Raw genomic sequence first — 23,055 nt, 5'->3', positions numbered from 1 at the left:
GCAGATGGCGCCGCCCGTCGAGACGCTGCGCCCGCCGCGCCTGTCGCCGCTCAACCAGCGCCGCTGGCAGAACTTCAAGGCGCATCGGCGCGGCTGGTGGTCGCTCTGGATCTTCCTCGTGCTCTTCGTGCTGACGCTCGGCGCGGAGTTCATCGCCAATGATCGCCCACTTCTGATCTCCTACAAGGGCGAATATTACACGCCCATCTTCAAGGACTACCCGGAAGAGGTCTTCGGCGGCTTCCTGCCCGTCACCAATTACCGCGACCCGTTCATTCAGGACGAGGTGGCGGCGAACGGCTGGATGGTCTGGCCGCCGATCCGCTATTCCTACGGCAGCGTCAACAACGAGATTCCGGTTCCCGCCCCCTCCCCGCCCTCCTGGACCTTTTCCAAGGAGGAGCGCTGCGCGCGCTATCCGTTGGGGGTGAACGATCCCAACTGCGTGCTGGGCAACTGGAACTGGCTGGGAACGGACGATCAGGCGCGCGACGTGCTGGCTCGCCTGATCTACGGTTTCCGCATCTCGGTCCTGTTCGGCCTGATCCTTACCGCCACCTCGGCCGTGATCGGCGTGTTCGCCGGGGCGGTGCAGGGCTATTTCGGCGGCTGGGTCGATCTGATCTTCCAGCGCTTCATCGAGATCTGGAGCTCGATCCCGGTTCTCTATCTCCTGCTGATCGTCGCCGCGATCCTGCCGCCGGGCTTCTGGATTCTGCTGGGCATCATGCTGCTCTTCTCCTGGGTCTCGTTCGTGGGCGTCGTGCGCGCCGAGTTCCTGCGGGCGCGCAACTTCGAATATGTGAACGCGGCGCGCGCGCTCGGCGTCGGCGACTGGACCATCATGGGCCGGCATCTCCTGCCCAATGCCATGGTCGCGACGCTGACCTTCCTGCCTTTCATTCTCAACGGCTCGATCACGACGCTGACCTCGCTCGACTTTCTCGGCTTCGGCCTGCCGCCCGGCTCGCCCTCGCTCGGCGAGTTGCTGGCACAGGGGCGCAACAATCTCCAGGCGCCCTGGCTCGGCATTTCCGGCTTCGTCGTCCTGTCCTTGATGCTGTCGCTGCTCGTCTTCATCGGCGAAGCGGTGCGCGACGCCTTCGACCCCCGCAAGAGCTTCAGGTGAGCATGATGGGCCATTCCCACGATCAGGCCGGCCATGCTGGCCACAGCCATGCCGGCCACGACCACGATCATGCGGCCCATGCGAGCGAGCGCAGGCTCGCCATCGCGGCGGGGCTGACAGGCGTCTTCATGCTGGTCGAGGTCGCGGGCGGGATCGTCTCCGGCTCGCTCGCGCTTCTGGCCGATGCCGGGCACATGCTGGTGGACTTCGCCGGTCTGGCGCTCGCCTTCGTCGCCATCCGCATGGCGCGCCGCCCGGCCGATGCGCGCCGCTCCTTCGGCTATGATCGGTTCCAGATTCTGGTCGCCTATTCCAACGGTCTGGTTCTCTTCGGCATCAGCGCCTTCATCATCTTCGAGGCGTGGCAGCGTCTGGCCAACCCGGCGCCGGTTCTGGCCGGGCCGATGTTTGCCGTGGCCGTCGCCGGGCTCCTCGTCAATATCGCCGCCTTCTTCACGCTGCATGGCGGCGACAAGGACGACCTGAACCTGCGCGGCGCGCTTCTGCACGTGCTCGGCGATCTCCTGGGCTCGGTCGCGGCCATCATCGCCTCGATCGTCATCTGGCGCACGGGCTGGACGCCGATCGACCCGATCCTGTCGGTGCTCGTCTGCCTCCTGATCCTCGGCAATGCCTGGCGGCTGGTGCGTGAATCCGGCCATGTCCTGCTCGAAGGCTCGCCCGCCGGCGTGGATGGTGCGGCGGTGAAACAGGCTCTCGCCGACCGTGTGCCGGGCCTGGCCGAAGTGCATCATGTCCATGTCTGGATGATCACGCCCAAGCGCCGCGCCGCGACGCTTCATGCCAGGCTTCTGGAGGGCGCGGACGGGCCGGGCACCGTGCGCGCCATCAAGACCGCGCTGCGCCAGGACTTCGCCATCGGCCATGCGACGGTGGAGGTCGAAGGCGATCTCTGCGCCGACGCCGCGCATCCCCACGACCACGACCACGACCACGACCACGACCACGACCACGACCACGACCACGGGCATCAGGGCCATACCGGTCACGGCCACCATCGCCATGCGGCGAACGTCCATCCCGCCGCTTCCGCGCTGAACGCCCGTCCGGCGTGAGGAGACATCGTTGAGCCAAGCTGCTTCCTCCTCCGCGCAAAGCCCGCTTCTCGATGTGCGCGGGCTTCAGGTGGCCTTCGCGCAGGGCGGGGCGACCAGCCTTGCGGTGAAGGGCGTCTCCTTTTCCATCGCCAAGGGCGAAACCGTGGCGCTGGTCGGCGAGTCCGGCTCGGGCAAGTCCGTGTCCGCGCTCTCGATCCTGAAGCTCCTGCCCTACCCCGCCGCGAGCCATCCGGGCGGAGAGGTCTTGTTCGAGGGGCAGGACCTGATCGGGGCGAGCGACGACGCGCTGCGGGCGGTGCGCGGCAACCGCATTTCGATGATCTTTCAGGAGCCCATGTCCTCGCTGAATCCGCTCCACACGATCGAGCGGCAGATCGGCGAGGTCATGAAGGTGCATCGCGGCCTGTCCGACCGCGCCGCGCGCGAGCGCACGCTGGAGCTTCTGCATCAGGTCGGCATTCGCGAGCCGGAAAAGCGGCTCGGCGCCTATCCGCACCAGCTCTCGGGCGGGCAGCGCCAGCGCGTGATGATCGCGATGGCGCTCGCCAACGAGCCGGACCTCCTGATCGCCGACGAGCCGACCACCGCGCTCGACGTGACGGTTCAGGCGCAGATTCTGGAGCTTCTGAAAAAGCTTCAGGAGGAGCGCCAGATGGGCCTCCTCTTCATCACGCATGATCTCGGCATCGTCCGGCGCATCGCGGACCGCGTCTGCGTCATGACCAAGGGCGAGATCGTCGAGACCGGGCCGACCGCCGAGATCTTCTCCAACCCGCAGCACGCCTATACCCGCCATCTTCTGGCCGCCGAGCCCAAGGGTCGGCCGCCCGCGGCCAACGCCAATGCGCCGATCGTCATGGAAGGACGGGACATCAAGGTCTGGTTTCCCGTGCGCACCGGCCTGTTCCGACGCGTTTCGGACCATGTGAAGGCCGTGGACGGGATCGACATCACGGTGCGCGCCGGTCAGACGGTCGGCGTCGTCGGCGAGTCGGGCTCGGGCAAGACGACGCTCGGTCTCGCGCTCTGCCGCATGATCGGAAGCCAAGGCGAAATCCGCTTCGATGGCGAGCGGATCGACCAACGCTCCTTCAAGGACATGCGGCCCCTGCGCGACCGCGTCCAGATCGTGTTTCAGGACCCGTTCGGGTCGCTCTCGCCGCGCATGGCGGTGGGCGAGATCATCGCGGAGGGTCTGCGCGTTCATCAGCCCTCGCTCTCCAGCGCGGATCGGGATGCACGCGTCGTTTCGGCACTCACCGAAGTCGGGCTCGACCCGGCCACGCGCTTTCGCTATCCGCACGAATTCTCGGGCGGCCAGCGCCAGCGCATCGCGATCGCCCGCGCCATGGTGCTCAACCCGCGCTTCGTGATGCTGGACGAGCCGACCTCGGCGCTGGACATGAGCGTGCAGGCGCAGGTGGTCGATCTCCTGCGCCATCTCCAGAAGAAGCACGATCTGGCCTATCTCTTCATCAGCCACGATCTGAAGGTCGTGCGCGCGCTCGCCAACGAGGTGATCGTCATGCGCGGCGGGCATGTGGTGGAGCGCGGCTCGTCGGACGCAATCTTCGACGATCCCCAGACCGACTATACCAAGGCATTGATGGCGGCGGCCTTCCGCATCGAAGCGGCGGGTGCCCGAGAGGTTTCGGAATGAGCGACATCTACCGTCAGAGGCTGGAGGACCAGCCGCTCGATTTCACCATCGAGAAGGACGAGCGCCTTCACGCGGGCTTTCGCGCGCTGGACGCCGTGACCGTGCGCCACGCCCCGCTCGGGCGCGACGAGCCGGTGCTGGCGCGGCGCGAATTCCTGCGCTCGGGCCTAGCCGCCATCATCATTCCCTATGACCCCGTGCGCGACGAGATCGTGGTGATCCGCCAGTTCCGCATCGGCGCGGCGCTGACGTCGGGCAAGGCGGCGGCGCTGGAACTGCCGGCAGGCCTGGTGGACGAAGGCGAGAATCCGATCGAGGCGGCCAGCCGCGAACTCGAAGAGGAAACCGGGCTCGTGACGCATGCGATCGCGCCGGCCTATACGATCCTCTCCTCCCCCGGCCTGTGCGACGAGGTCGCCTGCTTCTTCCTCGCGCTGGTGGATGCCGGCGCGCTGCAGGGTCATGGCGGCAAGCTGGACGAGCAGGAGGACATCATCGCGATCCGAGCGCCGGTGGACGCCCTGATCGAGGCGGTGGACGCGGGCTCGATCGAGAACGGCTTCCTTGTTTCCGCCGCGCATTGGTTCGCCCGCCACGGCCGCCAGCAGGCGCGCCTGCTGCAGGACGCGGCCGAACCCGTCGCCTGATTTTTCAGAAACGCCCTTTCATCGAACGCTGACCGAAGAGACCAGCATGACCCTTCTCCTGTCCGTCACCGGCTTCGATCCCACGCGCTGGCACGACGCCATGCTGAAAGCCGCGCCGGGGGAGACCATCGTGCTACGGCCCGAAACGGCGGGCGATCCCTCGATCCGCTATGCCGTGGTCTGGAAGCAGCCGCCGGGCGTTCTGGAAGGGCTGCCGAACCTTCAGGCTGTCTTCTCGCTTGGCGCGGGCGTCGATCATATTCTAGCCGACCGCACCGTGCCCGATGTGCCGATCGTGCGCATCGTGGCCGACGATCTGACCGCGCGCATGAGCGAATATGTCGTCTGGCGGGTGCTCGATCATCATCGCCGGGGCATGGTCTATCGCGCGCAGCAGGCCGCCCGTCTCTGGAACGAGCGCCGCCAGCCCGCCGCCGGCGATGTTCAGGTCGGCATTCTCGGCCTTGGCGAACTTGGGCGGGACGCGGCCGAAAAGCTCCGCCTCCTCGGCTTCAAGGTCTCGGGCTGGAGCCGGCGCGAGCGTCAGGTCGAGGGCGTCACCACCTTCCATGGCGAGGAGGGGCTCGGGGCGATCCTGGCCCAGAGCGACATTCTGGTCGTGCTTCTGCCGCTCACGAGCGAGACGCGCGGGCTGATCGACGACGCCTTCCTGTCGCGGCTCAAGCGCGAAACGCCGCTGGGCACGCCGGTTCTGATCAATGCCGGGCGCGGCGGCTTGCAGGTCGACTCGGCCATTCTGCGCGCGCTCAACGACAATCGCCTGATGGAAGCCTCGCTGGACGTGTTCGAGCGCGAGCCGCTGGCCGCCGACAGCCCGCTTTGGCGCCACCCGCGGGTCTTCGTCACGCCCCATGCCGCCGCGTCTTCCGACCCGGAAGCGCTGGCGCCCATCATCATGCGACAGATCGCGGCCCACCGGCGCGGCGAAGCGCTCGCCAACATCGTGGATCGTTCGGCGGGGTACTAAGCCCCACGCCGGCAAGCGTCAGCCCTGCCGGATCTCCGGCAGGCGACGGATCGAAAGTACGGGCGCGCCCTTGGCTTCCAGCCGCGACACGGCCTCCGACAGAGGCTCTATCGCCGTCATCATGTGATGGGCGTTGGCATGGAGAAGCTGCGTCTCATTCATCATGATGCCGACATGGCCGCGCCAGAAGACGAGATCGCCGCGCCGGGGGTTTTCCCCCTCGCTCAGCGCTTCGCCCAAGGCCATTTGCAGGTCGGTATCGCGCGGAGCCAGGATGCCGCAGGCGTCGAGCGCGACTTGGACCAGCCCCGAACAGTCGATGCCGAGCGCCGACTTGCCGCCCCAGAGATAGGCGACGCCCAGAAACCCTTGCGCCACCGCGACGAAATCGGTCTCGAACGAGGTCGCGGGCTTCATATGCTGCACGACCACCGCGCCGAAGGGCGCGATCAGCCCATAGGTCGCATTGTGGTCGCTCGCCTCGCCCTTCACATGCAGCCGCGCGCCGAGCGGCAGGTCGTGCATGGGCGGGCGCTTGATGTCGGGGCCGGGGAAGACCAGCGTGCGGCGAACGGCAATGCGATGGGTCGGCGCGGGCGGCTCGCCGTTCATCAGCGTCACGGTCGGCACCCAGCCGACATAGCCGTCCTTGTCGAGCTGAACCCAGCACCAGCCCTCGCCGGTTTCCTCGAAGACGCGCAGCCGCTCGCCATAGAGCGCCTGCGTTTCCAGCGGCGCGTCGGCCGACGGGCGGCGGCGCAGGTCGGCGACGGGCATGAAGACATGGGCGGGCGCGCCGTCCACGAAGCGCTCGGCCTCCACGCGCCCTTGCAGGCGGCGGTCGGCGAGATCGGGGCGGTGGGCGTGCAGGCGCGGATCGAGCGGGGCCGTCATCGTCCGAGCGCCTCCGCTTCGCTCACCAGCCGGTCGGCCATTTCGGAGACGAAGAGACTGCCTTCCACCGTGCGGCGGATCAGGACATTGCGCAGGTCGCTGGGGTCACGCTGGCGTTCGAGCAGATTCATGCGTCCCATCGAGTCGAGCGCGCGCGTCACCACGGGCTTGGCCACGTGGAGTTTCTGGGCGAGACCGCGCACCGTGTGGGGCGGCGGGTCGAGATAGATCGTCAGCAGAATCGCGGTCTGGCGCGCCGTGAGATCGGAGCCCGGATGCTGCGATTGAACCATTGCGTTGCGATGGAGCAGGCGCAAGGCCTGCCCCGGCTTGATGTCGAGTCCCATACGCCCCTCGGGAGCGTCGATTCGTCTCAGGCGACGCTCGGGGCCTAGTGTCCGGCACTTTCAGGCGGTTTCAAGACCGCGGGTAGCGACCCGACAGAACGTGGTGAAGGGCGCGGATGCCCTGCGCCTCGCCGCCGGCAGGGCCGAGCGGGCCGGGCTGCGGACGCCAGCCAAACACGTCGAAATGCGCCCAGCTCTTGGCCTTGGACACGAAGCCCTGGAGGAAGAGCGCGGCCGTAACGGAGCCGGCGAAACCGTCCGATGTGACGTTGTTCGTGTCGGCCACCTTGGACGCGAGATTCTTGGCATAGGGCTTCCAGAGCGGCAGACGCCAGAGCGGATCGTGCAGCGCGTGGCTCGCCGCCGCGATCTCGCCCGCGAACGCCTCGTCGTCGGTGTAGAAGGGCGGCAGGTCCGGCCCCAGCGCGACGCGCGCCGCGCCCGTCAGCGTCGCCATGTCGATGAGGATCTCAGGCGATTCCTCGTCGGCCAGCGCCAGCGCATCGGCCAAGATCAATCGGCCTTCCGCATCCGTGTTGCCGATCTCGACGCTCTTGCCGAGCCGGCTGCGCAGGATGTCGCCCGGCCGGAAGCTGTTGGCGGAGATGGAATTCTCGACGGCCGGAATCAGCACACGCAGGCGCACGGGGAGCTTGGAGCCCATCACGAGGCGGGCAAGACCCAGGACATTGGCCGCGCCGCCCATGTCCTTCTTCATCAGAAGCATTCCCGAAGCCGGCTTGATGTCGAGCCCGCCCGTGTCGAAGGCGACGCCCTTGCCGACCAGCGTCACCTTGGGGCCGGTCTCCGGGCCCCAGCTCATGTCGATGAGACGGGGCGCGACGCTGGAGGCGCGGCCGACCGCATGGATCATCGGGAAATTCTGTTCCAGCAGCGCGTCGCCGACGATGGTGCTGACCTCGGCCCCGAACTCGGTCGCCACATCCCGCGCCGCCGCCTCGATGCCATCGGGCAGGAGGTCGTTGGTCGGCGTGTTGATGAGATCGCGCACCAGAAACACGCTGCTCGCCAGAAGCCGCACCGCCGCCTCGTCCGTGCCCGCGGGCAGCGCAAGACGCGCGCCCGCCTTGGCTGGCTTCGACAGATAGCGCTCGAACCGGTAGGAGCCGAGCAGGAAACCCAGCGCGGCGAGATCGGGATTGAGCCCGTGTTCGACCTCGAACGCCCAGTCCCCTGCCGGCAGGCTCTGTGCCAGCGCTCCGGTCAGCAGCGCGCGGGCGGCCGGGCTTTGCGCCTCGGCCTCGCCCAGCCCCAGAACCGCCCCCGCGCCTCCCCCGTCCACCGGAAACAGCGCGACCGAGCCCGCGCTCGCCTTGTAGCCGGCCGCGTCCAGCCATTGGCGCGCGGCCTCGGGCAGTCGCGCCAGGCCGGTCTCGTCCACCGCATGGACGGGACGGGCATCGAGGGCGGAGGAAAGAAGGCGGTCGGTCATGAGGCGCTCGTGAACGTCAGCCCCGCGAAATGAACGGGACGTAGGGGTTAACGAAAGATGACCCGCTTGCACTCTGCCCGCAGCGGGCGAAGAAGAAACGGGGAAGCCGATGCGTCGATCGATGCGACCGCTTGCGCGAGCCGAAGGCGGCGACGCCGCGCCGAACTACGCCCGCCGGAGCGCGGGCGCAAGGCGCGGTTCGCTGGCGCTTGTGTTTCTGACCTTGATGGCGGCCAGCGGCTGCACGCACACCTCGCGCATGACGACGGGCTCGATCGCCCCGCGCGGCGAGGCCGCTCCGCGCCGGGACGTCTCCACCATGACGGCGGACGAGCTGCGCGCCGCGATCCGCGTTTACGGCGCGTCCTACGAACGCAATCCGAAGAACAAGGATGTCGGCCTCGCCTATGCAGCAGCCCTCCAGGCGGCCGGGCGCAACGACCAGTCGCTGGCCGTGATGCAGCAGGTCGCCATCGCCTTCCCGAACGACCGGGACGTGCTCGGCGCCTATGGCAAGGCGCTGGCGGCGGCGGGCGATCTCAACAAGGCGCTCGAAACCGTGCAGCGGGCCCAGACGCCGGACCGGCCGGACTGGCGTCTCCTGTCGGCCGAAGGGGCGATCCTCGACCAGCTCGGCCAGCCCGAGAAGGCGCGCGTTCTCTACGAGAAGGCGCTGGTGCTCCAGCCGAACGAACCCTCGATCCTCTCCAATCTCGGCATGTCGTCGCTTCTGCAGAACGATCTGAAGAGCGCCGAATCCTATCTCAGCCGCGCCGCCCGCCAACCGGGCGCCGATCCGCGCGTGCGCCAGAATCTGGCGCTCGCCGTGGGGCTTCAGGGTCGCTTCTCGGAAGCGGAGAAGATCGCCTCCGACGTGCTGTCGCCCGAGGAAGCGCAGGCCAATGTCGCCTATCTCAAGCAGATGCTCTCCCAGCGCAACACGTGGAGCGAGCTGAAAAGCGAGCGCCGGGGCTGACGCAGACGAGGCGGAGGACGGCCCCTCGCCGCCCCTCCATCCTCAAAGGTTCGGCAGAACCTTGATCACGGCCGGCCCGATGATCACGGCGAACAGCACCGGCAGGAAGAACACCATCATCGGAACGGTGAGCTTGGGCGGCAGCGCGGCGGCCTTGCCTTCGGCGGCCGTCATGCGCTGGTCGCGGCTTTCCTGCGCCAGCGTGCGCAGGGCGACGCCCAGCGGCGTGCCGTATCGCTCGGCCTGGATCAGCGCCGTGCAGACCGAACGCACGCTTTCGAGGCCGGTGCGTGTGATGAGGTTCTCATAGGCCTGCTTGCGGTCGGGCAGATAGGACAGCTCGGCGCAGACCAGCACCATTTCCTCGGCCAGCGGCACCGACTGGATGCCGATCTCGTCCGCCACGCGGCGAAACGCGGCCTCGATGGCATTGCCCGATTCCACGCAGATCAGAAGCAGGTCGAGCGCGTCGGGCCAGGCGCGGGAGATCGACTGCGCGCGCTTCTTGCCCGCGTTGCCGACAAAGACGATCGGCGCATAGAAGCCGGCATAGGCCACCGCGATGCAGACGAACAGACGGATGCCCAGGGCGTGGCTCGCCATGATGCCGAGGCCGAAAATATAGAAGGCCGCGACGACGCCGAACAGGAGCGGCAGGCTGACCCGGCAGAACAGGAACAGCGTCAGCGAACGCTGGGTGCGAAAGCCCGCGATGCGCAGCTTGTTGGTCGTCGCCTCGTCCATCAGCGCCTTGCGCAGGTCCAGCGCCTCGACCACCTTGGCCGCGAAGGATCGGTCGGCCTGCTGGCGCAGGCTGACGCGCTGGTTGTCCCGCTCGCCGGCCATGCGGGCGCGCTCGCGGGCGCGGACCTGATCGCGTTCCAGCGCCACCGCCTTCATGCGCGTTTTCATGTCGCGACCGTTGAGCAGCGGGCCTACCAGCGACACCACGGTCGCAAACATCGCCACCGCGACACAGAGGCCCAGCGCGACATGGCTGGACAGGCCGAGCATCTGAAATACGGCGTCCATAGCAGCCTCTAGAAGTCGAAATTGATCATCTTGCGCATGATCAGGATGCCGCACGACATCCAGAACGCCGAGCCGAGCAGGATCATGTGTCCCATCGGGTCGGTGAACAGGACCGAGATGTAGTCGGGCGAGGTGAGATACACGAGCCCGGCGACGATCACGGGCAGCGAGCCGATAATGGCGGCGGAGGACTTGGCCTCCATCGACATGGCCTTGATCTTGCCCTTCATCTTGCGCCGGTCGCGCAACACGCGCGACAAGTTGCCCAGCGCCTCGGCCAGATTGCCGCCCGACTGCGACTGGATCGACACCACGATGGAGAAGAAATTGGTCTCGGGGATGGGCATGCTGACATAGAGGCGGTTGACGGCCTCCGGCAGCGAGGAGCCCATCTGCAGCGCCTCCACCACGCGCGCGAATTCCGAGCGCACCGGCTCGGGCGTTTCGGTGGCGATCATGCGCAGCGTGTCGTTCAGCGGCAGGCCGGACTTGATACCGCGCACGATGACGTCGAGCGCGTTGGCGAACTCGTCGGTGAATTTCGTCTGGCGCTTCTTCTTGCGCAGGCTCAAGAACCATTGCGGCAGGCCGAGCGCGCCCACGAACCCGAGCCCGAGCGCGATGAGGAGCGATCCGCTGACCATCAGCACCACGAGGAACAGGGTCAGGCCGAGGGCGACGCAGGCCATGATATAGGCCCGAACGGAGATGCGCAGACCCGCCTGCAACAAGCGCGCTTCGAGGCTCGCCTTTCGCAGATGGCCGTTGCGCTTGCGGTTCTTCTCTTCCAGATCCTGAAGCGAGGCCTGAAGCGTCTTGCGCCGCTTGCTCACCTCCTGCATCCGGTCGCGCGCCGCCTGGCGCAGCGCCAGATCGTTTTCGGAGGCCGAGAACTGGTCGAAGCGCGAGCGCGACGCCTTGTCGTTTTCGAGACGCGGCTGGACCAGGCCATAGATCAGCGCGCCGGTTGCCAGCGCGACGAGCAGCATGAAGAGAAGAGCGGTCACAGCCCACGCTCCCCTTCGACATTGGCCGCGTCCAGCGCGCGGGCCAGGCGCTGCTCTTCGTTGTAGTAGCGCGCGCGGTCCCAGAAGGCCGGCCGGCCGATGCCGGTGGAGCGATGCCGCCCGAGGAGACGCCCGCGCGAGTCTTCGCCCAGAATGTCGTAGAGGAAGAGATCCTGCGTGATGATGACGTCGCCTTCCATGCCCACCACCTCGGTGATGTGGGTGATGCGGCGCGAGCCGTCGCGCAGGCGCGCGGCCTGGACGATGACGTCCACCGAGCCGACGATGATCTCCTTCACCGTGCGCGAGGGCAGCGAGAAGCCGCCCATGGCGATCATGGCCTCCATACGGTTGAGGCATTCGCGCGGGCTGTTGGCGTGGATCGTGCCCATCGAGCCGTCATGGCCCGTGTTCATCGCCTGAAGGAGATCGAAGACCTCCGGTCCGCGCACTTCGCCGACGATGATGCGTTCGGGGCGCATACGCAGGCAGTTCTTGACGAGATCGCGCATGGTGATCTCGCCCTCGCCCTCGATATTGGGCGGGCGCGTTTCGAGGCGCACGACATGGGGCTGCTGGAGCTGGAGTTCGGCCGAATCCTCGCAGGTGATGATGCGCTCGTCCTCGTCGATATAGCGCGTCAGACAGTTGAGGAGCGTGGTCTTGCCCGAGCCCGTGCCGCCGGAGATGACGACGTTGCAGCGCACCCGGCCGATGATCTCGAGGATCGTCGCCCCTTCCGGCGAAATCGCGCCGAAATCCACCAGCTGCGGCAGGGTCAGCTTGTCCTTCTTGAACTTACGAATGGTGAGCACCGTGCCGTCGATGGCGAGCGGTGGGGCGATGACGTTGACGCGCGAGCCGTCCGGCAGGCGTGCGTCGCAGATGGGCGAAGATTCGTCCACGCGTCGGCCGACCTGCGACACGATGCGCTGGCAGATATTGAGAAGCTGCTGGTTGTCGCGAAAGCGCACCCCGGCTTCGATCACCTTGCCGCCGACTTCGATGAAGGTCTGGCGCGCGCCGTTGACCATGATGTCGGCGATGTCGTCGCGAACCAGAAGCGGCTCCAGCGGACCGTAGCCCAGAACGTCGTTGCAGATGTCGGCCAGCAGGTCTTCCTGCTCGGCGATCGTCATCGCGAAATTCTTGATCGAGATGATGTCGTTGACGATGTCGCGGATTTCCTCGCGCGCCATCTCGGCTTCGAGCCGGGCGAGCTGCGACAGGTCGATCGTGTCGATCAGCGCGGCGAAGATCTTGCTCTTGGTCTCGTAGTAGCTATCGGGCCTTGGCTTGGCGGCCGCCGGTGCGGACGCGCTGGCGGGGGCGGCCTGCTGCGGGGGAGCGTTGCTTTTCACGGGCTTGGGCGGCGCGGCGGCCTCGCGCGGGGCCGGGGCCGCGACAGGCGCGGCGGTCACAGGCGGCGCGGCCGCTGCCGGCCGTGCCAAAGTGCCCGTGTCGTTTCCGCGCTTGCCGAACATCGCCGCTGGTTCCCTATTCCTCGCGGGGGCGACCGCCGCCCCTCACTCTCTCTTGTCGGAACGCCGGCCCCGCCGCCCGTCAGGCCGAGCGCCGGCGCATCAGGGCGCGCAGCCCACTGAGACCCGCGCGCGGGGCCTGCTTGGCGGCGCTGCGCCCCGTCAGCACATGCGCCATATGCTCGAAGGCCGCGACGGCGGCGTGTTTGCCGTCGATCTCGGTCAGCATCCGGCCGGTATTGGCGGCCGTTCCGAAGGTCAGCGGATCGAAGGCGATCTGGGCCGCCGGCTGGACGCCGAGCGGCTCGACGAATTCGGCCGGCGCGATCTCGGGCCGCTTGGGCACGCCGACGCGGTTCAACACGAGATGCGGGGGCTTGTCGTTGGGGCGCGCCTTGCGCAGCGTGTCCATCAGGTTCTTGGCGTTGCGCAGGTTGGCGAGATCCGGCTCGGCCACGATCACCACCTCGTCGGCGCGCTCCAGAACGGTGCGCGTCCAGCTGTTCCAGACATGGGGCACGTCGAGCACGACGCAGGGCGTGCCGCGCTGGGCGGCGTCGATCAGAGCCGAAAAGGCTTCCGCGTCGAAATCATAGGCGCGCTCCAGCGTGGAGGGTGCCGCCAGAAGCGAGAGATGCTCGGCGCAGGTGACGAGGAGCCGGTCGAGAAACACCTCGTCCAGCCGCTCGGCCGAGAACACCGCCTCCGCCACGCCCTGCGGCGGGTCGCGGTCGAAATCGATATTGGCCGTGCCGAAGGGCAGGTCGAGATCGGCCAGCATGACCTCGCCGCCGAACAGCTTGGCGATGGTCCAGCTGATATTGTGGCAGATGGTGGAGGCCCCCGAGCCGCCCTTGGCGCCGACAAAGGCCAGCGTGCGGCCGAGCGGCTCGGCGTTTTCGGCCATGAACAGCTGCGACACGACGCTGATGACATCGGCCATCTGCACGGGCGCCAGCATATAGTCCGACACGCCGCGCCGGGTCAGCTCGCGATAGAGCGATACGTCGTTGTGGTGGCCGATGATCACCACTTTCGAGCCGGGATCGCAGACCTCGGCCAGGCCGTCGAGATCGGCCAGGAGATCGGCCGGCGACTGCGCCGATTCCAGGAGCACGAGATTGGGCGTCGGCGCGGTGGCGTAATGCTCGTTCGCCGCGCGGATGCCGCCCAGGTGCACGCGTGCGTGCGCCTTCACCATGCGCCGGTCGGCGGCCGCCGCCTCGATCGCGGCGGCGACGGGCGCGGTTTCGCAGAAGGCCTGAATGGTGATGCGCGGCACCGGACGCAGGGCTTCGAGGCGCTCGCGCATGTCCATGTCGGACGGACGATAGGCGGCATCGTCGAGGGGAAGATCGGTCATCGCGTGTGGCCTACCAATTGTAATCGGACGATTGGCGAGGCGGCTCGGAGGCCGTCCGTTGCCCTTGGCGATACTTCTCGATCACCACCGAGCGGCGCTCGGCATCGATCTCGCTTTCGCCGCGGGGCCCCAGAAGATCGCGCGGATCGGCGATCTGGGCGGCCAGATTGCTCTGCGTGGCGCAGCCGAAATTCTGGTAGTTGCGGTTCTCGCTCGTGTCGGCGAGGTCGTCCGGCCAGCGTCCGCAGGGTGCGACTTCGGCCACCATCCCGTTGAAGGACAAAAGCAGCGGCGGCACGTCGGCGACGCCGTGCGCGGGGTATGACGTGACCAGAATGCGCTGGCGCGGCACGCCGATCTGGCGAAGCACCCGCGTCACGTCGTCGGCGACCAGCCGGGCGGCCGCCTCGTTGCGCGCGCCCGACGGCACACCAACGCGCAGGACCGAAGCCCGCGCCCGGCGAAAGCGGGTGCCGAAGCTTTCGACGCGCGTCAGGTCGGGATGGGTCAGTCGCGTGTCCGACGAGGCGACGAACAGTTCCAGATCCTCCGTCGCCTCGCGCACCGTGATCGGGTGCCGGGTGCGATAATCGTCGGGAACGGCGCCGACCTCCACATGCTGGTTGGCGCAGCCAGCCAGAAGCGACAGGGCGACAAGGGGCAGGAAACGGCGGGGGGAAAGGCTGCGGCGCGCGGTCATTTGTAGATGTATCCGACGTTGCCGTGGTAGCGGCCGGGGGGAAGACGGGTGTCTGCGGCGCCATAGACGCGGTTCACGCGGCCAAGGAAGTTGGAAGCGCCGTCCGACGAGAAGTTCAGATTGTCGTCCGGCCGGGCCAGTTGCTGGCGAGCGACCGGGCGCACCAGATAGGGCGTCACGATCACCACGAGTTCGGTCTCGTAACGCTGGAAGTCGCGCGAGCGGAACAGGGTGCCGAGGATCGGAAGCTTGGACAGGCCGGGAAAGCCCGAGATGACCTGACGCATCTCGTCGCGCACGAGGCCCGCGATCACCAGCGAGCCGCCGGAGGGCAGCTCGACCGTGGTGTCGGCGAGGCGCTTGCGAATGCCCACGAGGTTGACGCCCGGCGCGATGCCGCCCGGAATCGCATAGGGCGACTCGAAGGTGGGCTCGGACACCGCCGTGCGGATCTTCAGGCTGATGCGCCCCGGCGACAGGACCACCGGCGTGAAGTCGAGCCCGATCCCGTAGTCGATTTCCTTGTGCTGGTACTCGACGCTGGCCGGGGTTTCGTCGTAGCCGATGATCCCGCCATTGGCGTTCAAGATCGGCGTGCGCTTGGCCGGCGTTTCCGACTTGCCGCTGGCAACGGTGAATTCGCCGCCGACCTTGAACGAGGCGCTTTCGCCCGAGATGGCCGTGAGGCTCGGTTCGGCCAGCGTGCGCATCACGCCTGCCTGCTCCATGGCGCGGAGCTGGGCGGAGATGCCGTTGGGGCTGTTGCCGCCATTGGCAATCGCCGCGCCCGCCGAAGAGATTGCCTTGCCGAGGCCGAACGGATTGTCGCTGACGGAGGAGAAGAGCATGCCGTCGAGCGAGGAGGTGCCCGTGCCGTCGATGCCGAGCTGCTTGACCACGGAGCGCTGCACCTCGGCGACGGTCACTTTCAGCGTGACCTGATCCTCGCCTTGGATTTGCAGCATGTTGACGATCTGGCTGCTCTGGCGGCGTTCCTGCGCCTGCGACACGCCGCCGATCGCCACCCCGCCGCCGCCAGCCGCCGAGGCTCCGCTGGTCGCCGTCTTGATATATTGGCCGGTGGTCGCCTCGCCGCCCGTGACGAAGATGTTCGCCAGATCGACCGCGCGCTGGGCATCCTGCGCGTTCTCGACCGTGCCGGTCAGGATCACGTTGTCGTTCAGCATCTCGGCCCGCACCTCGGCGGTCGGGATGAAGCGCTTGATGGTGGAGGCGAGCGCCGAGATGTCACGCTCGATGCGCAGATCGAGAACCGCGATCTCGCGCCCATTGGCGTCGAAGACGAAGATGTTCGTCTGGCCGATCTGCTTGCCGAAAATATAGATGCGCCGGGCCGTGCGCGTCACGGCGTCGGCCACCGTCGGATTCGACACGACGATGTCGTGCGCGTCGCGCGGCAGGTCGATCACCTTGGACTTGTCGAGGCCGAGGCTGATCGTCTGCTGCGGGCGGTTGATGGCGATTACGGCACTGTCGGCCAGCGCCGGCAGCGGCACGAGAGGCAGGACGGCCAGCGAAGCTTGCAGGAGAGCGGCGATCCGGCGCGAATGGGATCGGCGGAAGGAAAGCGACATCCGTCAGTTCCTCGTCGTGATGTCGGTGGTCTTGCCGTAGCGCACCACGCGGATCTGCGTTTTCTGCGGAGCCTGCTCCTGCTCCAGCAGGAAGCGGGCATAGCCGGGCGAGCCGGGAACGGAATCGGCCAGCGCGCGCAGCGACAGGATGAGACGATCGCTCATCCGGCTGGCCGCCGTCAGGGCTTCCGCCTGTTGCGGATCGACCTCAAGCGTTGCCGTGGAGCCGACCACGACCCGCGTTCCGTCCTTTTCCTCGATCGTCTGGTCGATCGCGAGGACGCGCAGGTTCTTCAGGATCGTCGTGGTCTCGACGCTCGTCTGGGGCTGGGAGGCCGCGCCCGGCGTCGTCTTCTCGCGCGCCATGATCACGTCCACATGGTCGTTCGGCAGGATGAAGCCGCCGGCCGAGGTGTCGGCGGCGATCTGCACGGCGATGGCGCGCTTGCCCTCCGGCAGGATGGCCGACATGAACCCGCGATCGCTCTTGATCAGCTTGGCATCCCGGATGGGCTCGCCGGTGAAGAAGGCCTGCCGGGCGATGGAGCCCTTGGACTCCTCCAGGGCATTGGGGCTGCTGTCGCGGCGAAGAAGCCCTTCCGACAGCGCGGTTTCAGGCCATTGAACCCATTCCAGCGCGCCATCCACGCGCTCGCCCATGGCGATGTTGCGCGAGGCAGCGAGAACCTCCACCAGCTTGATCGGAGGCTCGGCCGGCTGAGCCGTGATCACCACGGTCTCGGGTGCGGCGGTGGGCGCCGTGAGATTGACGGCAATGAGGCCGGCGCCGGCCGCAGCAGCCCCTGCCACGCCAAAAATCGCCAGACGCGTCCCACGCATTGCGTTCCCCCGATCGTGCTCCGAGCCGGATGTCCGCTCGTTAAGCCTTTATCGACGGAAAACTCTCAAGACATGGTTAACAAGCCGGAAACACCGCCGGCTTTCGCGACGTCACATCAGCGCCAGAAGAGATTGCATCTCGGGAAAGCGCGCAAGCACGAGAAGGCCGGCAGGCCCCAGCGCCACGCCATAAGGGACGCCCGAACCGGCATCCAGCAGCCGGTCGATCGAGGCGTTGCCTGTGGTGGGACGCAGACACGCGCGCAGCATCAGGATCGCCAACGTCAAAACGCCGCCGAACAGGCTGGCCAGAAACAGATAGTCCCAGAACGCGGAGGTCGGGCCGAACCAGAGGGCACTCGCCGCGATCAGCTTCGCGTCCCCTCCCCCCATCCACCCGCAAGCGAAGGCGGCGAAGGTCAGACACAGGATCGCGACCCCCGTCGCCAGATGCCAGCCGACCGAAGCCCAGGGCCAACCAGCGCTGAGAGCGTAAACGAAAAAGGAGAGCGCGACCGCACCCACGAGGCGGTTCGGGATCGTCATGCTGGCGAGATCGGTGACGACGGCCAGCAGCAGCGCGCCGGCAAAGATCAGGCAGCAGATCGTCGCGAGCATGTCGCCTCCCGCATGGGCCGGTGCATTCGATGTCAGAAGGATGCTCTCCCAACCAGGGAAGCAACATGCTTGCCGCGAAATGTTAACATATCACGCAGCAGCGCGCCGGGCGGGCACCCAAGCCCGTCCGGCGCAGCTCAAAGTCCGAGTTCGTCAGCCTGACTCAGATCAGGGAACGGTCGTGCCGATCTTCGTGCCGATGTTGCTGAACTTGGTGTTCAAATTGTTGCCCAGAGTCGACGCGCCGGCAATGATGCCCACGCCGATCAGCGCCGCCAGAAGGCCGTACTCGATGGCCGTGGCGCCGGATTCGTTCTTCTGGAAGCGAGCGAAAAGCTTCATCATGAATGAGGTCCCCTGAGGAGCTGTTATGGTCTCATCCCGACGACCCGGCCCAGCCTCGTCGTTCGGTTAAGCCCAACCTAAGCCCCTCAGGATTTCCCTTAGGTTAAGGAGCGTACTTAACGATCACTAAAAATGCCGGCCGATCACGAAGTGGTAAACAAGGGAGGAATCGAACCGAAACCTGTTCTTAACCTTGCCTCCACATGATCGGGCGCAAGGGCGATCATAGCCCGAGCCTGATGGAGTTCGCGTGTTCATGCGCCGGTCCGCCCCCTTGTCGATCGTCCTGACCCTCGCCGTCCTGGCTGCGGGCGCGCCTGCCGCCATGGCCGAAAGCGTGGGCGGCCTCGACGTCGCGGTGGACCACGCGCGTATCCTGAAAATCCCGCGCGCGGCCGGCACGATCATCATCGGCAATCCGTCCATCGTGGACGTGACCGTGCATGATGCCGAAACGCTGGTGCTGACGGGCCGCTCCTATGGCGTGACGAATGTCGTGGTGCTCGGCCCTGCGGGCGACGTGGTGCTGGACGACGATGTCACCGTCACGAGCCGGGAAGACCGTTCCGTGCGCATCTACCGGCAGGCGGCCCGCTCCACCTTCTCCTGCTCGCCGCGCTGCGAGCCGAAAGTGACGGTGGGCGACGAGGACGACAATTTCAGCCGCGCGCTCGCCCAGTTCAAGAGTCACGAGGGCATGATCACCACCGGCCAGTGATCACCCGAGTTAACGGCTTCTCAAACCTTCTATCACCCCTATACCCCCGCGCCATGCGGCGTGAAGGGAGACGAGGATGAAAGCCAGGCTGCCCGGCGAAAGAGCCCGAAGCCGCCGAGGTGTCTGGGCACGGCGTCCTTCTCGGGACAATTCGGGCGCAACCGCCATCGAGTTTGCGCTTCTGGTGATTCCGTTCCTGTTCGTGGTCTTCGCAACGGTGGAAACGGGCCTCCTGTTCATGTCGCAACTGACACTGGACGGAGGGGTCGATCAGGTGTCGCGACTGGTTCGAACGGGGCAACTCGACGCCGACGATCTGAAACCGGAAACCTTCCGCAAGATCATCTGCGAACGGGTCGAGGTCTTTTTGTCGTGCGACAAATTGACGATCGACCTCCGAACTTACTCGTCGTTCAAGGATGTGGACCTCTCGCAACCGGCCGAAAGCGAACGGAATGGCACGCAGACTCAGCAAGGTTCGGCCAAGACGATCATGGCCCTGCGCGTGTATTATCCGTGGACGCCCGTGAGTGACGTCTTGAATCTTCTATCCGACGCCGATCGCACGGTGATGCTCGCCAGCGTCTCCGCCTTTCGCACGGAGCCCTATTGATGGGCGGTACGGCAACAGACCTTTTGGCCCGGTTTCACCGAAACAGGCAGGGCATCGCGGCGGTCGAGTTCGCCGTGATCGTCCCGGTGATGTTGCTCCTTTATATTGGCGCGTCCGATGTGGCGCTGGCGATCACCGCCCATCGCAAGCTCCAGTCTACCGCCAATGCGACGGCCGATCTCATCGCGCAGGATTCCGCCACCACCAAGGCGGACCTCACGGCCGAACTCGACATCGCCCGCGCGCTGATGCAGCCGCTGGACGCCGCGAAGGTCAAGATCGTCTTGAGTTCGATCCTGATCGACGCCAAGGGCAAGGCGGTGGTGGATTGGTCGAGCGCGGTCAACGGCGCGGTGGCACGGCGCAAGGGCACGGAGTTTATCCTGCCGGACTCGCTCGCCAACCAGCCGTCGCGCAGCTTCGTTGTGGTGGAAGCCAGCTATCTTTACACGCCGCTCGGCGGTTTCGGCTTCACGCATGGGATCGAGATGAGCAAATCCGCCTATTTCGCACCACGCAACACAAGCGGCAACGCCGGCATCCAGTGCTCGGACTGCTCCTGAGCATCGCCTGCAAACGCTAAGACAGGAGAGGTCTGCGATGCGCCCCTTCCCTTCGTCTTTCGTCGCCGGCCGCGCCATGGCACAAGACGGGCAAGGAGACTTGGTTCATGACCCGCGCCGTTCTGATCGTTCTGGATTCCTTCGGCATCGGCCAAGCCGGCGACGCGAGCGCCTTCGGTGACGAAGGCGCCGACACGTTCGGCCATATCCGGGAAGCCGCCGAGCGCGGGGAGGCCGATCGAACGGGCCAGCGCACCGGGCCGCTGCGCCTGCCCAACATGGAGCGGCTCGGGCTTTTCCATGCGGCCGGTGGTCGCGGGCATGGCGGCGAGCCCGCCGGGCTCTGGGGTTCGGCGGCCGAGATCAGCCGGGGCAAGGACACGCCATCGGGCCATTGGGAGATCGCGGGCGTCCCTGTCCTGTTCGACTGGGGCTATTTCCCGCGCACGGTCCCCTGCTTCCCGCCCGAGCTGATCGCGGCAATCCAGGACGATACGGGCATTCCCGGCATTCTGGGCGATTGCCATGCTTCGGGCACGGAGATCATCGAGCGCTTCGGCGAGGAGAGCCTCCGCTCGGGCAAGCCGATCTTCTACACATCCAGCGACAGCGTGTTGCAGATCGCCGCGCACGAGACCCATTTCGGCCTCGACCGTCTGTACGAGCTTTGCATCGCGGCCCGACGCCATGTCGATCCGCTCAATATCGGCCGCGTCATCGCCAGGCCCTTCGCCGGAGAAACAGCGGACAGCTTCCGCCGCACCGCCAACCGGCGCGATTATTCCGTGCCGCCCCCGGAAGCCACCGTGCTCGACCGTGCCGTGGCCGCCGGCCGCCGCGTCATCGGCATCGGCAAGATCGGCGACATCTTCGCCCATCAGGGCATCAGCGAGGTGCGCAAGGGCGACGGCAACATGGCGCTGTTCGACGCCATGCTCGGCGCGGTTCACGACGCGGGGGATGGCGATCTCGTCTTCGCCAATTTCGTGGATTTCGACATGATCTACGGCCATCGACGCGACGTGCCGGGCTATGCGAAAGCCCTCGAAGAGTTCGACGCGCGCCTGCCGGAACTCGAAGCCCTGCTGCGGCCGGGCGATCTCGCGATCCTCACCGCCGACCACGGCTGCGACCCGACCTATCCCGGCACCGACCACACGCGCGAGCATGTGCCGATTCTCGGCTTCGGGCCGGGCATGGAGCCCCGCGCCATCGGCCTTCGACCGAGCTTTGCCGATATCGGCGAAAGCGTCGCCGCCCATCTCGGCCTACCGGCCGGCGCGCATGGAAGGAGCTTCCTGTGATCGCCTCCTCCACCGACGCCCGTTTTCCGCTGGCCGAGCTTCACGCCCATGTCGAGGGCACGCTGGAGCCGGCTTTTGCCCGCGAACTGGCGCGGCGCGAGGGCGTGGATCTCGGCAGCTTTGCGGAAGGCGAGACCTATCGCTGGGAGGGTTTTTCCGGCTTTCTCGCGGCCTATGACCGGGCGGCGGCGCTTCTGCGTCGGCCGGAGGATTATCGCCGTCTCGCCTATGATTATCTGACGCGCATCGCCGCCGACGGCGCGATCTATAGCGAGCTGACGATTTCACCCGACCATGCGCGGGCGAGCGGCCTGTCGCCTGAGACTTATCTCAACGCCCTCTCGCAAGGGGCGAAGGACGCGGAACAGGCGAGCGGCATCGTCTGCCGTTTTCTCGTGGTCGGCGTGCGCCATCTCGGCCCCGAGGCGGTGGAGGAAGCCGCGCGCTTTGCCGCCGGCGCGCCGGGCGTCACGGGCTTCGGCATGGCCGGCGACGAGCGGCGTCACCGGCCGCGCGACTTCGCCCGCGCCTTTCGCATCGCCGCCGAGGCGGGGCTCGGCCTCACCGCCCATGCCGGCGAGTTCGCGGGGGCCGATGGCATCACCGAGACGCTGGATGAGCTGAAGGTCACGCGGATCGGACATGGCGTGCGGTCGATCGAGGACGCGGACCTCCTGAAACGCCTGCGCGACGAGGCGATCACGCTGGAAGTCTGCCCCGGCTCCAATCTCTCGCTCGGTGTCTATCCCGACGCGGCGGCCCATCCGCTGAAGCGCCTGCGCGAGGCCGGGCTGCGCCTGACCGTGAATTCCGACGATCCACCCTTTTTCGGCACCGATCTCGCCCGCGAATATGCCTTTGCCACAGCGGCGGGCTTCGGTCCGTCCGAACGGCTGGCGCTGACGCGCAACGCCATCGAGGCGGGTTTCATGGACGCGGCGACGCGCCAGCGTCTCCTGTCCCTGTTGACCATGCGCGCGCTCCTGCTTGGCGCGCCGGCCGCAACGCAATAGACCTGTCATACGAACGAACGACCAGAAGAGGTTCCCGCATGGACGGCGTCACCGTCATCGACCATCCGCTCGTGCAGCACAAGCTCACTCTGATGCGCAAAAAGGAGACCTCGACGGCGAGCTTCCGCCGGCTCCTGCGGGAAATTTCGACGCTTCTGTGCTACGAGGTGACACGCGATCTCGACCTGACCACGACCCGCATCGAAACGCCGATGCGCGAGATGGACGCGCCGATCCTGGAAGGCAAGAAGCTGGTCTTCGCTTCCATCCTGCGCGCCGGCAACGGGCTCTTGGAAGGGATGCTGGATCTCGTGCCGGCCGCGCGCGTCGCCCATATCGGCATGTACCGCGACCACGATACGCTCCAGCCCGTGGAATATTACTTCAAGGCGCCCGAAGACCTCGCCAACCGCCTGATCATCGTGGTGGACCCGATGCTGGCGACGGCCAATTCCGCCACCGCCGCCATGGAGAAGCTGAAGGAGCGCGGTGCCAAGAACATCCGCTTCCTGTGCCTTCTCGCCGCGCCCGAAGGCATCCAGCGCTTCCGCGCCGCCCATCCCGACATTCCCGTCTTCACCGCCTCGATCGACGAGGGGCTGAACGAGAAGGGCTATATCATGCCAGGTCTGGGCGACGCGGGCGACCGCATGTACGGCACGAAATAAGCCGCGCCGCGCAATGAAAGCG

At 66.8% G+C, this 23,055-nt stretch carries 24 protein-coding genes; 12 read left to right on the top strand and 12 right to left on the bottom strand.

Annotation, left to right across the window (positions count from 1 at the left end):
• Positions 1-4 precede the first annotated feature (4 nt).
• From AUL28_RS14635 to AUL28_RS14615, 5 genes are read left to right on the top strand one after another with little or no spacing between them, the layout of a single operon-like run.
• Positions 5-1,129 carry an ABC transporter permease gene (locus tag AUL28_RS14635; RefSeq protein WP_062223030.1) on the top strand — a complete coding sequence of 375 codons (1,125 nt, stop codon included), beginning with the start codon at positions 5-7 and terminating at the stop codon, positions 1,127-1,129.
• A 2-nt stretch (positions 1,130-1,131) separates the two neighbouring features.
• On the top strand, positions 1,132-2,205 hold the full coding sequence (locus AUL28_RS14630) for a cation diffusion facilitator family transporter (protein WP_374701424.1): 1,074 nt from the start codon (positions 1,132-1,134) through the stop codon (positions 2,203-2,205).
• Positions 2,206-2,215: 10 nt separating this feature from the next.
• The gene (locus AUL28_RS14625; protein WP_062233932.1) at positions 2,216-3,868 is read left to right on the top strand and encodes an ABC transporter ATP-binding protein; all 1,653 of its coding nucleotides are present in this window, start codon (positions 2,216-2,218) and stop codon (positions 3,866-3,868) included.
• A complete protein-coding gene (locus AUL28_RS14620; protein WP_062222914.1) occupies positions 3,865-4,515 on the top strand; it encodes an NUDIX domain-containing protein in 651 nt (216 codons plus the stop codon). Before AUL28_RS14625 ends, AUL28_RS14620 begins: the two co-directional genes overlap by 4 nt.
• A gap of 46 nt (positions 4,516-4,561) precedes the next feature.
• A complete protein-coding gene (locus AUL28_RS14615) occupies positions 4,562-5,503 on the top strand; it encodes a 2-hydroxyacid dehydrogenase (RefSeq protein ID WP_062233930.1) in 942 nt (313 codons plus the stop codon).
• Positions 5,504-5,521: 18 nt separating this feature from the next.
• Here AUL28_RS14615 and AUL28_RS14610 read toward each other — a convergent pair whose 3' ends face one another.
• The 3 genes from AUL28_RS14610 to AUL28_RS14600 all read right to left on the bottom strand — a co-directional run bounded on the left by AUL28_RS14610 (position 5,522) and on the right by AUL28_RS14600 (position 8,197).
• Complete coding sequence (locus AUL28_RS14610) at positions 5,522-6,397, bottom strand: C40 family peptidase (RefSeq protein ID WP_062233926.1); 876 nt, start codon at positions 6,395-6,397, stop codon at positions 5,522-5,524.
• Positions 6,394-6,744, bottom strand: a complete 351-nt coding sequence (locus tag AUL28_RS14605; RefSeq protein ID WP_062222921.1) for a MarR family transcriptional regulator — start codon at positions 6,742-6,744, stop codon at positions 6,394-6,396. Before AUL28_RS14605 ends, AUL28_RS14610 begins: the two co-directional genes overlap by 4 nt.
• Before the next feature lie 70 nt (positions 6,745-6,814).
• Positions 6,815-8,197, bottom strand: a complete 1,383-nt coding sequence (locus AUL28_RS14600; RefSeq protein ID WP_062233923.1) for a leucyl aminopeptidase family protein — start codon at positions 8,195-8,197, stop codon at positions 6,815-6,817.
• 109 nt (positions 8,198-8,306) lie between these two features.
• Here AUL28_RS14600 and AUL28_RS14595 point away from each other — a divergent pair, with 109 nt between their 5' ends.
• Positions 8,307-9,173, top strand: a complete 867-nt coding sequence (locus tag AUL28_RS14595; protein WP_082640478.1) for a tetratricopeptide repeat protein — start codon at positions 8,307-8,309, stop codon at positions 9,171-9,173.
• Between the two features lie 42 nt (positions 9,174-9,215).
• Here the strand turns inward: AUL28_RS14595 and AUL28_RS14590 are convergent, their stop codons facing one another.
• The 9 genes from AUL28_RS14590 to AUL28_RS14550 form a co-directional block, all read right to left on the bottom strand.
• Entirely contained in the window at positions 9,216-10,205 is a 990-nt protein-coding gene (locus AUL28_RS14590) for a type II secretion system F family protein (RefSeq protein WP_058600989.1), read from the bottom strand.
• Between the two features lie 8 nt (positions 10,206-10,213).
• Positions 10,214-11,194, bottom strand: coding sequence for a type II secretion system F family protein (locus AUL28_RS14585; RefSeq protein ID WP_058601028.1), 981 nt, complete (start codon positions 11,192-11,194; stop codon positions 10,214-10,216).
• 14 nt (positions 11,195-11,208) lie between these two features.
• The gene (locus tag AUL28_RS14580) at positions 11,209-12,696 is read right to left on the bottom strand and encodes a CpaF family protein (RefSeq protein ID WP_062233917.1); all 1,488 of its coding nucleotides are present in this window, start codon (positions 12,694-12,696) and stop codon (positions 11,209-11,211) included.
• Positions 12,697-12,775: 79 nt separating this feature from the next.
• On the bottom strand, positions 12,776-14,056 hold the full coding sequence (locus AUL28_RS14575; RefSeq protein ID WP_058600987.1) for an AAA family ATPase: 1,281 nt from the start codon (positions 14,054-14,056) through the stop codon (positions 12,776-12,778).
• Between the two features lie 10 nt (positions 14,057-14,066).
• Complete coding sequence (locus tag AUL28_RS14570; protein WP_062222933.1) at positions 14,067-14,756, bottom strand: CpaD family pilus assembly protein; 690 nt, start codon at positions 14,754-14,756, stop codon at positions 14,067-14,069.
• Entirely contained in the window at positions 14,753-16,351 is a 1,599-nt protein-coding gene (locus AUL28_RS14565; protein WP_062233914.1) for a type II and III secretion system protein family protein, read from the bottom strand. Before AUL28_RS14565 ends, AUL28_RS14570 begins: the two co-directional genes overlap by 4 nt.
• Positions 16,352-16,354: 3 nt before the next feature.
• Positions 16,355-17,191 (bottom strand): Flp pilus assembly protein CpaB, encoded by an 837-nt coding sequence (cpaB, locus tag AUL28_RS14560; RefSeq protein ID WP_058600984.1) that lies wholly within the window; start codon positions 17,189-17,191, stop codon positions 16,355-16,357.
• 111 nt (positions 17,192-17,302) lie between these two features.
• Positions 17,303-17,809, bottom strand: a complete 507-nt coding sequence (locus AUL28_RS14555) for an A24 family peptidase (protein WP_062233911.1) — start codon at positions 17,807-17,809, stop codon at positions 17,303-17,305.
• A 168-nt stretch (positions 17,810-17,977) separates the two neighbouring features.
• Positions 17,978-18,154, bottom strand: coding sequence for a Flp family type IVb pilin (locus AUL28_RS14550; protein WP_062222939.1), 177 nt, complete (start codon positions 18,152-18,154; stop codon positions 17,978-17,980).
• A gap of 256 nt (positions 18,155-18,410) precedes the next feature.
• Here AUL28_RS14550 and AUL28_RS14545 point away from each other — a divergent pair, with 256 nt between their 5' ends.
• The 6 genes from AUL28_RS14545 to upp all read left to right on the top strand — a co-directional run bounded on the left by AUL28_RS14545 (position 18,411) and on the right by upp (position 23,033).
• Positions 18,411-18,872, top strand: coding sequence for a pilus assembly protein N-terminal domain-containing protein (locus tag AUL28_RS14545; protein WP_062233908.1), 462 nt, complete (start codon positions 18,411-18,413; stop codon positions 18,870-18,872).
• A gap of 76 nt (positions 18,873-18,948) precedes the next feature.
• Complete coding sequence (locus AUL28_RS14540) at positions 18,949-19,485, top strand: TadE/TadG family type IV pilus assembly protein (protein WP_062233905.1); 537 nt, start codon at positions 18,949-18,951, stop codon at positions 19,483-19,485.
• Positions 19,485-20,048 carry a TadE/TadG family type IV pilus assembly protein gene (locus tag AUL28_RS14535; RefSeq protein ID WP_062233902.1) on the top strand — a complete coding sequence of 188 codons (564 nt, stop codon included), beginning with the start codon at positions 19,485-19,487 and terminating at the stop codon, positions 20,046-20,048. The genes AUL28_RS14540 and AUL28_RS14535 overlap by 1 nt, the downstream gene beginning before the upstream one ends.
• A 107-nt stretch (positions 20,049-20,155) precedes the next feature.
• Positions 20,156-21,352, top strand: a complete 1,197-nt coding sequence (locus AUL28_RS14530) for a phosphopentomutase (RefSeq protein ID WP_062233899.1) — start codon at positions 20,156-20,158, stop codon at positions 21,350-21,352.
• Positions 21,349-22,365 (top strand): adenosine deaminase, encoded by a 1,017-nt coding sequence (add, locus tag AUL28_RS14525; protein WP_062233896.1) that lies wholly within the window; start codon positions 21,349-21,351, stop codon positions 22,363-22,365. Before AUL28_RS14530 ends, add begins: the two co-directional genes overlap by 4 nt.
• Before the next feature lie 38 nt (positions 22,366-22,403).
• A complete protein-coding gene (gene upp / locus AUL28_RS14520) occupies positions 22,404-23,033 on the top strand; it encodes a uracil phosphoribosyltransferase (protein ID WP_058600977.1) in 630 nt (209 codons plus the stop codon).
• The last annotated feature ends 22 nt before the right edge of the window (positions 23,034-23,055 follow it).

The sequence above is a fragment of the Aureimonas sp. N4 genome (assembly GCF_001463925.1).
Lineage (GTDB): Bacteria > Pseudomonadota > Alphaproteobacteria > Rhizobiales > Rhizobiaceae > Aureimonas > Aureimonas ureilytica_A.
Note: the sequence above shows the minus strand (reverse complement) of the source record. Positions and strands in the feature narration are given on the sequence as shown.